Raw genomic sequence first — 12,421 nt, 5'->3', positions numbered from 1 at the left:
TCCGCCTTCGCGAGCAAGCCCGCTCCCACAGGGGTTATGTGTTGAAACGGACGCCAGGTTTCGCCCGCTCATCCACCGTTAACTCAAACACGTCCGGGCGCGCGTAGTGGCCCACCACGTCGAAGTCGTAACGGGCACGGACCAGCTCGTCAGTGTCGATTTCTGCGGTGAGCAAACCGGCGCTGTCACGCAGCGGTCCTGCCAGAATGTCGCCCATCGGCCCGACGATCACACTGCCACCGGTAATCAATGGCCGGTCCGCCGGCCAGTTGGCGATCTCCACGCCCAAGGCTTGCGGCGAATCCTGAACCTGACAGGCGCTGACCACAAAGCAGCGTCCTTCATGGGCGATATGGCGCATGCTCACCTGCCACATTTCCCGCTCGTCCACCGTTGGCGCGCACCAGACCTCCACGCCTTTGGCGTACATCGCGGTGCGCAGCAGCGGCATCATGTTTTCCCAACACACCACCGCACCGATCCGCCCAACCTGACTGTCGATCACCGGCAGCGTCGAGCCATCGCCTTTGCCCCAGATCAACCGTTCGGTGCCGGTGGGCATCAGTTTGCGGTGCTTGGCGACCAACCCGGCTTGCGGATCGAAATACAACGCGGTGCAGTACAAGGTGCTGCCGGCGCGTTCGATAACACCAATCACCAGGTTGGCGCCGGTGCGCGCAGACAGCCCGGCCAACGCTTCGGTTTCCGCGCCGGGCACGTCGATCGCATTGGCGAAATACCGGGCAAAGGCCTCACGCCCTTCCGGCAGTCGATAACCCAGCTGAGTACCGAACGCCTCGCCTTTTGGGTAACCGCCGAGCAACGCTTCCGGCATGACGACCAGCGCAGCGCCGGATTCGATAATCGCGTTTTCCCAGGCAAGGATCTGTTCCAGGGTCTCGGCTTTGCCGCCGGGCAAAGAGCCGATTTGCAGTGCAGCAACGATTGACTTGGGCATCGCAGTAACTCCGAAAGCAATGAGGTGTTGCTCATTCTCAGGCGCCACGGGATCATCAATAAAGCCCCATTCACTGCTGAATGATATGAACCAAATGAATATCGCCACCGTCGATCTCAACCTGCTGAAAGTCTTCGAAGCGCTGCATGAAGAGTCCAGCGCCAGCCGGGCCGCGTTGCGTCTGGGCGTGACGCAATCAGCCGTCAGCGCCGCACTGCGAAGGCTTCGCGAGGTGTATGGCGATCAGTTGTTCGTGCGCACCGGCCGCGGACTCGCGCCCACGCTCAAGGCCAACCAGTTGAAACCGGTGGTCAGCGATGCCTTGAACAAATGCCGGCAGAGCCTGGCGATGGTCGATCCGGCCGCCCACCATTACGACGGGCGCTCGGTGACCGTGGGTATGTCCGATGATTTCGAAATCGCTTATGGGCGCCGGCTGATCGAAGAAATCGCCCGCGTCGCGCCGAAGCTGCGGCTGATCTTTCGTCAGACTCACAGCCAGATCGTCGCTCAGGCGTTGATGGAACGCAGCATCGATCTGGCGATCACCGCCGGCGGGTTTGCCGAGCGCTTGCTCAGCCGTCAGGTGTTGGGAGAAGGCGGTTATCTGTGTCTGGTGGACCCGCTCAGCCTGGCCGAGGGACAGCAGTCCCTCAGCCTTGATGAGTTCGTTGCCCGCGAACACATTCTGGTGTCGTCGGGCGGCTTTATCGGGATCACCGATGAGGGGCTGGCGGCGCTGGGGTTGAGTCGGCGGGTATGCGCTTCGACCACACACTTTGCCGCGTTGCCGCACTTGCTCAAGGGCAGTCAGGCCGTGGCGACCATTCCGGCCCATGCGGCGCAAAGCATTGCCTCACTCAGCGGACTGGCGCTGCTGCCCTGCCCTTTGGCGTTGCCGCGATACCCTATCGAACTGGGCTGGCGCACCAGTACTCAGCTAGATCCGGTGGTGCTGAAAGTACGGGAAGCGATTGTCGCGAGCTTCGCGAGCGCTACTTGGCAGCCATCAGGCGATTGACTTCACTGCGCACCATATTCGCGAATTCCGGGGGCGACATGCCGTCAAGTTCGGCACGGACCCACTCGGCCCATTTGCCTTTGCGCTTGGCGCGTTCACCAAACAACCGTGCGGCCTCGCCCTTGGACTTGCCCAGGTTGCTTTGCCAGAGATCGAACAGACGGGATTTCTCATCTTCCAGCGCAGCGCGCTCGGCAAGGGGTTTGTCGGCCAGATTGAAGCTCATGGGAGTTACCTGCTGCGTAAAATAGGCGACATCTTACACTGTAGGAAGAAATGTCCGACTCAGGATTTTTCGTCAGGGTTGGCTCAACGCTAAAATCCACTGCAACTTTTTCGCTGACGGCAGACTCCACTGTTCACTGTCCATTTATCTGCAAGGAGTACCTCAATGGCCCGGAAAACCGCCGCACAAGTCGCCGAAGACCAGATCAAGGATCAAGCCTTCAGCGAACTTCAGGCTCTGATCGAAGAGTCGGAAAAGCTGCTCAAAAGCAGTGCCTCGCTCGTCGGAGAGGAAGCGGACACACTTCGTGGGCAGATCGCCCAGAAACTTCAACAGGCGCGGGACTCCGTCACCCGCGTTCGTGACCGGACCAAACCTGCGGTCGAAGCCACTGAAACCTACATCGGTGGTCATCCGTGGCAGACCGTGGCGATCTCTGCCGGTTTTGGCCTGGTAGTCGGGTTGTTGCTGGGTCGGCGTTAAGCGACCCGGTTTTAATCAGTACCCAGCAAAAAGGCGAGCACGCAGCTCGCCTTTTTCATGCCCGGTTTTTATGCAGACTGAGAGTATGCAGGACTCAGAGCCCGGCCAATGCCCGCAAGCTCGCCAACGTCTGAGCATCGAGTTGGATGCCTTCGGTGCTGGACTTGGCCCGCTGTTGGTGACGTCGATCCCCCGGCAAACGCTTGAGCCCCACACCGTGCATCTGCCGGACCAGTTCCTGGCTGCGCTCGGCAAAATTCTGCCCGGCCGCCTTGCTTGGGTCGATCACGATCAACAGTTGGCCAGTCCACGGCGTCTTGGCCCCCGGATGGTTCGACCAATCGAACTCGAAGGAAAAATTGCCGCCGGTCAACGCCGCCGCCAACAGCTCCACCATCATCGACAGCGCCGAACCTTTATGCCCGCCAAACGGCAGCAATGCGCCGCCCTCAAGAATCGCTTTCGGGTCCTGGGTCGGCTGGCCGAGACCGTCCACCCCCATGCCTGGCGGCAAACGCTCGCCCTTGCGTGCGGCGATCTGCACATCACCATGGGCAATGGCGCTGGTCGCCAGGTCGAAGACAATCGGATCGCCGTCAGCCCGAGGGGCGGCGAACGCAATCGGGTTGGTCCCGAACAGCGGACGATCGGCGCCGTGCGGCACCACGCAGGTCATGCTGTTGACCACGCTCAGCGCCACCAGGCCTTCATAGGCGAAGGGCTCGACATCCGGCCACAAGGCGGCGAAATGGTGGGAGTTACGAATCGCCAGCACCGCAATGCCAGCACTGCGGGCCTTCTCCACCAACAGTGCGCGCGCTGCCGCGAGGGCCGGCTGAGCGAAACCATTACCGGCGTCGACCCGGACAAAGCCCGAAGCCACGTCCTCGACCACCGGCACGGCCTGGCCATTGACCCAGCCGCTCTGGAGCGTCGACACGTAACCGGGAATGCGGAACACGCCATGACTATGGGCGCCATCGCGTTCGGCGCCGGCGCAGTTGAGGGCCAGTGTCCTGGCGACATCGGCGGAGGTGCCATGGCGCTGAAAAATCTGCTCAAGCAAAAGAACGAGCGCGTCGAAATCGAGCGTTTGAGTGTTCGAACTGACGGCCACTTCGGGCGTTGCGGTCATCTGAAGCTCCAGTTTTATTATTGAGTACGGGCAACAGGGTGAAGCGAGGTTGCAGGGCAACCCAAAACGGTTGTCGATTAAGCGCTGTTCTACCGGCGTTCTGTCAAGTCTCGGCAGCCTGTTCGGCTCAAGCAATATGTACCGCACCCGAGCCTTCCACTGACCGTACTGTTTTTCCTCAATCCAACGACCGGCGATTACCCGCCGATCGCAGCACATCGAGGAAAAACCATGATTGCTTCCCCACTGCCGTATTTTTTCGACGAGGCAGAACTTGCATCCAAAGCCAGACAGCCCGGTGAACGCGAAAAGGCACTGTCCTTCACGCTTGATGACCTGAAGTGGTTGCAGGTTGTTTATCTGGCGACGCATGAAATCCGTATCGCCAATAGCAAGCCCATGCACGTCGATCAGCTGCTTTTAAGCGTGCCTGATGCACTCGATATCCCCCTAGCCGGCGCTTTTGCCATGAGCCAGCCCAACGATGGAGAAGTCACGCTCTACACACCGTGGAAAGGCCTGATCAAATTCGCGGACATGGACGACCTCAAAAGTAAGCTCAAGGAGTGGTTGGCACAGCCCACTGGGAAGCGTGAGTTATTGCGCTTTCTCTCCATCGAACAACGCAGCGCTTTACCCGCCGCCACTGCGCCAGACATTGCCACGCAAATAATCGCAGGTGCGGTGTTCCAGGACCAGGAGCTCACCCTCGAGCGCAATCAGGCTCAGAACATCAAGACGATGATGGGCGAGCTGGTCAAGCTGCCAACGCTGCAATCGATGCTGGACGAGACCCTCAAAAACGCGTTGTACAAACCGTTCCCCAAACTGGATCAGCGCCTTACTCGACTGAAGAGCTTTGTCAGGACGATTTCAACCTTCGACGACAGGGACTACCAGCACACGCTTTCCTCGCATTCACTGAGCGATGCCCTGCTGCATTTCTACCTGACCAACCAGTGGCCGACTGGCGATTCCAGAGTCTTTTCCAATCCCCAACACAGTGTGAGCAGCGACGCCGATAACCAGGCCTGGGAAAGCGCAGTCAAAGAGATCGCGCAAAGTTTTACCCCTCACTTGCAAAGCCTGCTCAAGACGTTCTGGAACACAACGATGAGCAACGGACAGTCACGCTCGGCGTTTTTTGCCGAGGGTTTGCGCGATACCTTTCACGTGAAGCTTTTGCTTCAGCGTCAGCAAGGTGTTCTCACGACGCAGGAATACCTGCGACTGATGAATGTCAGCCTCGAACCTGAAACCGTCGATCCTCTTCGCATCGAAAAAGTGCGTATCACCGCGCCCTTCAAGCATTACGCGCAGTTGGCCTCGACCTTGATGATCGGCAGCCGCGAAACCCTGGGCTTTCTGTACACCCAGTCCAGAGGCATCGAGGCGACGAACGACCTGCCCGCTGTCAGGAAAATCGTCCTGGAGATGATGAAAAGCGAAGGCCACGAAGACACGCTGTTCAACTTCATGTCTTTTGACGAACGCGGCACGTTTCTTTCATTGGAGCCGGATAAGCGCGTCATTGTCGGTGAACCGATCATCTGCCCGGTGTTTGAACAATTGATGGACGACATCCTTGGCAAACAACGGGAGAACCTGTCCCACGCGCTGCGTCGTTACCGTGAAAGCGAAGGTACACAGGATCCCCATGCCTTGATCGACAAGGCACTGGATGTCCGGGGACTGATCGACGATCGACTGCTGGCGGCCGATGCCGCAGGACGCTGGAGCACACATGCAGACCAGCGCTGGAGCGCGCAACCGGCCACCGTTCGTGCCGAGTCGGCCAAAGAGCAACTGGCCCGACTCTCCTCCGTTAAGGTGGCGCTCGACCAACTCCTCGAAAACCACCCGGTCATTCCCGCAACCACCCGCACGATTGCCGAAGCGCAGCGTATCGTCAATTCGTCACTCGGGAGCCTGCAATCGAGTTTCACTCATACCCTGTCAACGGCATTGCGCAGTGAATTGAAGCTGCACACCGTCATGCGCACCCTGGGTGCGACGGAACAGGCGATCATCAAAACCGTGCTTGATACGCCGGTACGCTTGCAGCGAGCGGCATTGAACGGCTTTTTGCCGGACGTATTTTCCTTGGCACTGAAGGCAGGCGACTCTGCTGACCCGTTGAAACTGGCCAGTTGTTTTGTGCTGACCGAACGAGGTGGCCTGGACCCGTTGCATTCGGGCAAGGCGATTCTGTGGACGCCTGCGTCGGGATTTGAAGCCTACAAGGCGTTGGCACCGCTGCTGACCGAGCTGGGGCGACGCCTCAAAGACGACGATGATCGCACCTCACTTCTGGAGAACCTTGGACGCAGCGAGCGATTGCCTGGCAAGCACTACACCCTCGCCCCACTACAGCGAATAGATCAGCATTTTCTCGATCAGGTGCAAAAGCCCTATGTCCAGCTGGACCAGGCGTGCGTCACCCGTGCGCTGGCCACAAAGCTCCCCGCGACGACCCTGGCCAGTCTTCTGAAGCGGGTGGCTTTACGCCAACCGATGACCGGGTTAGACCGCGCGACGGACATTGCCCAATCCCTGACCACTCAGCAAAAACTGCCGGCATGGCTGGCCAAAGCGTCCATCAAAGATCAGATATTGCATGGGGAGTTGCTTCAGCAATACCTCAACAACGTCACCGACGACCAGGACTACCTCACCGGCATACGCTCCCTGGCGCGCACGGCTCACCATGCACTTGAACAACAACTCAAGGCCGATAAGTTCGACATCGATCCGGACAAGGTCCAGATCCTGATCAGCGCACGGCCGAGGTCTGCGGCCAGCACCCAAACCTTGACCGACTTTGCATTGACTCACTTCAAGAATCTGGACATAACCCATTTCAGTCGGGTGTCGCTGGATAGCACCGTGATACCCGAGGAGATGGACCAAAGCTACATCAGAGACCTGATACGAAACTTGAAGCTGGGCGAACATCAGCAGAAAACATTGAACGAAGCCTTTGCAGACACCCAGGCAAACGCAGCGGACCGCAGGAAGCGGTTTTACACGCAATTACCCTGGCAGCTGATGCATTACGCCCACACGGAAAAACTGCAGGAGCGCCTGAGCGAGACAGGGTTTGATCTGATACGCCAAGTCATGGACATGCCTGACGCTATCGCTCGCGCGGCAGTCGATGGTGCCCACGCGATCATCCGCCCACTTGAATTCCTGGGTATAAAGAGCGGGCAAACGATCAAAGTACCAGGCGTCTATCTGATCGGCTCATCGGCCGATAGCGCAGCGCCACAGGTCCTTCTCGCGCCTCACAGTCCCAGGCACGGGGTGAAAGAATACAAGAATGAAACACAACTGCTGACTGAACTGAAGACTCGCGGCGGTCTACTCGATTGGGTGCTCATGAACCTCCCGCAGCCTGATCGGGTACTGCTTGAGTACAGGATGGCAACCTCCGGTAACCGCCTCCCCGAAGTGACGCTGGCGTCCAATCCGATCAAGGGGAATCTGTTCAAACACTTGTTCAACGACAACGTCGGGTTATTAACCCGATTGCTCGGATGTCAGACCGATGACAACAAGCAGGGTGAATGGGCAACCATCAAGCATGTGCTGGGTGAGGATTTGCAGGAGGCATTTACGTTCTTGACGGGCAAGCTTGCCTACCCGATCACGGTGTGGCGCAGTTACCAAGACATCAAGCAGTCCGCCGAAGACCTTCAAACGCACAAATGGGGGGCGGCGATAAAGGAGTTCATCAGCGGCATTGCACAACTGGCCTCATTGCGGCAATTGCTGGAAGCGCAAGCGAAGCCATCTTCTACGCCAAGTGCACCTGCGCCAGAAACGCCCGATACCCGGTTCAAATGGCAGAACGTTGCCATTACAGCCCCCGAACGTACGCAGTTGAAGCGTCATGAAAGCATCGACGACGTCGATCTGAGTTCGCTCACATTAAACTCAAGTCTTGGGCTCTATACCCATCCGACGACAAAAAAAACCTACGCACCGGTTGAAGGAAAGGTATATCCGGTCGCAAAGCTCGGCACACGCTGGCGCATCACCGACACACACATTCGCGGTCCTCGGCTGAGTCAGAACGTCTCGAAACAATGGGTTCTGGATCGGGAAACGCCAGCGCCCCGTTTCAGCATCGGCAATCGGTTGCGCACCGCCTATTCGGTTTGGGAGGGCATGAACGTCGATGCCAATGGAATGCCCGAAATCCGTCGACTGTTTCCGCAAAAGGCCCGTCAGATTGACGAAGCGTTGGACCTGGCAACCACCTATGCCTGGAACTGCTTTCAAAACCTGCAATTGCTGAAGTCATCCGACACCACGGTTACCCCCGTGCATCAACTCATCATGGATTTCATTGACGTACCGCAAGTGCAGTCCGCACATGTGGAGCAGCTTGAAAAAATCTTGGGTGACATGTTTGCGGCGTTGTTGGACCCCTCACTCAGAAAACCGAAGACCGATCGTTTTGCAATCGGCAGGCTGGTCAGTGGCGCGGCAACTACATTCGGCTTCACCGTTCCAACGGATGCAAAGCGGAAAATTTATCTGGCAGAAAAGTTCTTCGACACCGGTTTCGACTTCTACCGCAAACATCTTTCCGACTCTGCCTTCCCTATCAACACCCATGCTCGAGCTACAACCCTTATTCATGAGCTTTCCCATCTCGTCTGCAAAACCGAAGACATTGCTTACCTCGATTCCAGCAGACCATTTTCCCATCTGATTAAAACGACCAGCGCAACCGCCAGTAACCTCAAGGACACATTGACCACGCTTCAGGACACCGCACTTTCGATCAAGACCCCCCTTACTCAATTGTTCATGACCGAGGATCCTGATACCGGTGTGTGGGAGGATCCGGGCAGCACTTCATATGAAAATACTGATCGGGTAAAAAAACATATATTGACCTTGACCGGCGGAGAAAACCTGAGCGGTGCCCGCAACATTTTCAAGAGAGATCCACTGGTCAGACTCAAGGTGCAACTCGGCAACGCCGACAGCGTTGCATGGCTCATCAGCCATATGGGGCGCCAACTGCACACCAGCACCCCATGAGTTTTGAAAATAAGTGCCAGTTTGATGGGCAAATGCCATGACGGTTGTTCTCGCAGACTTCCTCACAAGGTTAGAATGCACGAAATCAGGATGAGTCAATGACCGAAAACCCTCTCTCGCAAGCCGAATATGACGCTGTCACCGATGCCGCTGCGCATTGGTGCATGCGTCTGCACGCCAACGATTGCACTGCTGAAGAGCGGCTGGCGTTCGAGCAATGGCATGACGCTCATCCGCTTCACGCGTTCGAGTACGAGGCCATGCTGGAGATCTGGGATGTCGCGGGTGACCTGCCGCGTCCAGAAACCGTGGTCCCGATGGTCCGCGCCAAACCTGCTACGCCTTGGCGCACCTTCGGTATCGCAGCGGCGGTTTGCGCCCTGGCGTTGCCACTGGCGGCCTATAGCGGCTGGAACCTGGGCTGGCTACCCAATTCCTACCAACATTTCGAGGCGAACGACAATGTCCGCCAGGTCACCCTGAGCGACGGCAGTCAGGTGGAGTTGAATCTGGGCAGTGAGCTGACGTTCAGCAACTACAAGGATCAACGTCGGATCACGCTGAAAAAAGGCGAAGCCTTCTTCAGCGTCAGTCACGACACTCGACACCCCTTCATTGTCAAAGCCGCCGAAGGCAGGATTCGGGTCACCGGAACCAAGTTCAACGTCTGGATGTATGAAGATCAGGTACGCGTGAACCTGATTGAAGGTTCGGTGCTGGTCAGCAGCAATGATGCCCTGACGGGAGACGGCTTGCGCCTTGAGCCCGCGATGCAGGCGAGCTTCAGACGCGGCGACTTCACTCCCCGGATCAGTCAGACCTACAACAATGACAACTCACTGGCGTGGCGCAGCGGAAAACTGGTGCTCGATGATCTGGCGCTGACCGACGCACTGCCATTGATCAATCGTTACTTGAGCAAACCGGTGATGGTGGCCGACAACAGTACCGGCTCGATTCGTATCGGCGGCATCTACAACATCAAAGAGCTCAACAACCTGGTGGCGTCCCTGCCCAAGGTATTGCCGGTCTACCTGACCCGCAACAAAGATGGCAATCCGGTCCTCAATTCCATTCCGCAACAAGCCCCAAAAAGCTGAAAGCCGCGACCCTTTGCGGGGTGCGGCCTTCATTTCCTGGTTCAAGCATCTTCAGCGTTACTGTGCGGCCACCTTCCCGGCTTTTTCATCCTGCTCGCGAATTGTCTGAACCTGGTACTGCGGATCGGACGTGATCTGCTGTTCGGTGAACGGCAACACACTCAACTGCTTCCTGGAGAATGCCACGGTCTGATCTCTGGCGTACTGGGAGGCCGGGTCACTGGATAGCGAATAAGCCAGCAGCCCCTGGGCCTGCGGTCCCTTGTCATCGAAGGTCACCACCTGCAAATAACTGGTACCGCTGACGACCTCGAGTTTACCGTCGGTTCTCGGCACGCTCTGAATGGCGTTATAAACCCCCAGAGTGCCAGGTCCACCGTGAATCGGCGTCTGCTGGCCACCGCTGCTGACCACTTGAATATCGCCCCAGCGGCTATCAGCCTTGAGCCCCATTTTGTTGACCTGCGCTACCGACGCCTGCATCGCTTCGCGAACCGCCTTTGCGACTTCCGGACGATCGATCGCCAGGCCATGCGGCGTGTGTTGCGGGTCTTTCGGATCGAACGCCACACGCCACAGATCAGGCGTTTGCTGCAGCGACACCATGACATTCTGGAAATGCACAAACCCGAGACCACTCTCCAGATTCGCACTGCGATCCCAGGTCTTGAGACTGGCACACAGCGGCGCGAGCGCTGGCGCATCGGAACCCAGGGCCGCCGCACAGAACTGCAGCAGGTCCGGCATCACTTGAGCTGCCTGATACACCTGGTCGTCCATCACCATGTGTTGCAGATCCGCCGCTGCTATTGGGCCGGCCTTGTTCAACGTATTCAGGCGATCCAGTGCAAAGCGTGAGCGCAGCCCCAATGGCTGGCCGTCCTGGCTGATCAGTGGCGAAAAACCGGTGAGCGGTTGCGCCGGGTTGGCCATCCAGGCCGAATCGTTGGAGTGCTGCACAAAATCCTTGCGCAACAGCTGTGGCAACTTGTCTGCCGCATAAATACCTTTTTGCGCAGCCGTCGGGTCGATGTCCCATGCACACGCGCTGTTGGAACCGTCGAGGACGATCATCTGCAACCCGGCCCGCGGATCACTGCATTTGGCCAGTTTGTCGGCACTGACGTTCGGCACGACCGAGAGGTTCATGTACAGCGTCTGCCCCTGATCATCCGTCGCCAGGGTATTGACCCACGGGATCCCCTGGATCTTGTGCACCGAGGCCTGCAACTCTTTGAGGCTGACCGCGCGGTTCATTGCATACCACTGCTGCAAGACCCGGTCGTTGTCCAGATTGGCGTCGCGCAGGCTGTAGGCGAACTGGTTGTCCCAGTCGAGTTTTCCGGGCCATTGCACGATCGGGCCGAACTGCGAGCTGTAGACCACATGAGAAACCGGTCTGGTCTGGCCATCCGGTTGTTTCACGTCCACGGTCAGGGTCTGTTTCTTCATCGGCAATGACTTGCCGTCGAGCAGATAACGGGTTGAATCCTTGGGATCGAGTTGCAGGCGATACAAGGTGAAATGCTTGGACGAGTCCACGGTGTGGGTCCACGCCAGGTGCTGGTTGAAACCGATGTTGATCATCGGCAGCCCCGGCAGCGCCGCGCCCATGACGTCCAGTTTGCCGGGAATGGTCAGGTGCATTTGATAGAAACGCATCCCGCCTACCCAAGGGAAATGCGGATTGGCCAGCAACATTCCCCGGCCGTTGAAAGAACGTTCACTGCCGACTGCCACGGCATTGCTGCCGCGATCCAGGGCAAAACGCTGCATGCGCGAGGCAGCCACCTGGAACGACACGGGGTCGCCTGCCACATGAGTAACGGCCTTGGGGGGCGCCGCGCCGGCCAAGGCTTCGGCAAACTGCCCTACTCCGCCTTCGACCAACAGACGTCGCGTTAACTTGACCAGATCCTGGGCGGTAATTTCGCGCACCCAGTCGCCCTGACACTGCGACGGCAAACCCAGCGCCCGACGCTCTGTCAGCGAACGGTTGTAGCCCGCCACATAACCTTCGATGAGATCGCGCACTGGCGGGGTTTGCGCCTGCCAGAAACCCTCGACGGCCTGTGGCGTGTTCAGCCAATTGAAAAACAGATCGCTGACCAGGTTTTCGCGTTCTTCGACGGTGAACTGATCCGGGCCGAAATAGCGTGAACGTTCGCCGTTCACGGTGGTGATCTCATTGGCCAGCAGGCACAGGTTGTCCTGAGCGTAGGCGTAACCAATGCCATAACCGAGCCCGCGCTCGTTGTCGGCACGGATATGCGGCACACCGAAACTGGTCCGGCGAATGTCGGCACTCGCCTGCTCCGGCTGACTGCGTGCGTTTGCCGCAAGACTCAAGCCCACCAACACGCCTGCAAGGCTGAACCGGGTTAACTGCCTGGAAATAATCACGCTCGCTCCTGATCGAAAAGACAAACACCCTGCGTCA

At 58.1% G+C, this 12,421-nt stretch carries 8 protein-coding genes; 4 read left to right on the top strand and 4 right to left on the bottom strand.

Annotation, left to right across the window (positions count from 1 at the left end):
- Positions 1 to 34: 34 nt before the first annotated feature.
- Positions 35 to 958 carry a carbon-nitrogen hydrolase family protein gene (locus ASC74_RS05650; protein WP_056739949.1) on the bottom strand — a complete coding sequence of 308 codons (924 nt, stop codon included), beginning with the start codon at positions 956 to 958 and terminating at the stop codon, positions 35 to 37.
- An 85-nt stretch (positions 959 to 1,043) separates the two neighbouring features.
- Between ASC74_RS05650 and ASC74_RS05645 the strand changes: the two genes are divergently transcribed.
- Positions 1,044 to 1,979 (top strand): LysR family transcriptional regulator, encoded by a 936-nt coding sequence (locus tag ASC74_RS05645; protein ID WP_056739947.1) that lies wholly within the window; start codon positions 1,044 to 1,046, stop codon positions 1,977 to 1,979.
- Here ASC74_RS05645 and ASC74_RS05640 read toward each other — a convergent pair.
- Entirely contained in the window at positions 1,954 to 2,205 is a 252-nt protein-coding gene (locus ASC74_RS05640) for a hypothetical protein (RefSeq protein ID WP_008155229.1), read from the bottom strand. The genes ASC74_RS05645 and ASC74_RS05640 overlap by 26 nt on opposite strands.
- 165 nt (positions 2,206 to 2,370) lie before the next feature.
- Between ASC74_RS05640 and ASC74_RS05635 the strand changes: the two genes are divergently transcribed.
- A complete protein-coding gene (locus ASC74_RS05635; protein WP_056739945.1) occupies positions 2,371 to 2,688 on the top strand; it encodes a DUF883 family protein in 318 nt (105 codons plus the stop codon).
- A 94-nt stretch (positions 2,689 to 2,782) separates the two neighbouring features.
- Here the strand turns inward: ASC74_RS05635 and ASC74_RS05630 are convergent, their stop codons facing one another.
- Positions 2,783 to 3,823 carry an Ldh family oxidoreductase gene (locus ASC74_RS05630; protein ID WP_056739943.1) on the bottom strand — a complete coding sequence of 347 codons (1,041 nt, stop codon included), beginning with the start codon at positions 3,821 to 3,823 and terminating at the stop codon, positions 2,783 to 2,785.
- A 231-nt stretch (positions 3,824 to 4,054) separates the two neighbouring features.
- On the opposite strand from ASC74_RS05630, the gene ASC74_RS05625 reads away from it, so the two are divergent.
- Both ASC74_RS05625 and ASC74_RS05620 read left to right on the top strand, forming a co-directional pair.
- On the top strand, positions 4,055 to 8,881 hold the full coding sequence (locus ASC74_RS05625; RefSeq protein ID WP_056739941.1) for a dermonecrotic toxin domain-containing protein: 4,827 nt from the start codon (positions 4,055 to 4,057) through the stop codon (positions 8,879 to 8,881).
- 98 nt (positions 8,882 to 8,979) lie between these two features.
- On the top strand, positions 8,980 to 9,981 hold the full coding sequence (locus ASC74_RS05620) for a FecR family protein (RefSeq protein WP_056739939.1): 1,002 nt from the start codon (positions 8,980 to 8,982) through the stop codon (positions 9,979 to 9,981).
- 57 nt (positions 9,982 to 10,038) lie between these two features.
- Here the strand turns inward: ASC74_RS05620 and pvdQ are convergent, their stop codons facing one another.
- Complete coding sequence (gene pvdQ, locus ASC74_RS05615; RefSeq protein WP_056739937.1) at positions 10,039 to 12,384, bottom strand: bifunctional acylase PvdQ; 2,346 nt, start codon at positions 12,382 to 12,384, stop codon at positions 10,039 to 10,041.
- Positions 12,385 to 12,421 lie beyond the last annotated feature (37 nt).

Source organism: Pseudomonas sp. Root329, assembly GCF_001424925.1.
Taxonomy (GTDB): domain Bacteria; phylum Pseudomonadota; class Gammaproteobacteria; order Pseudomonadales; family Pseudomonadaceae; genus Aquipseudomonas; species Aquipseudomonas arabinosi.
The sequence above is the reverse complement of the archived record's forward strand: the minus strand, read 5'-3'. Positions and strand labels throughout refer to the sequence as shown.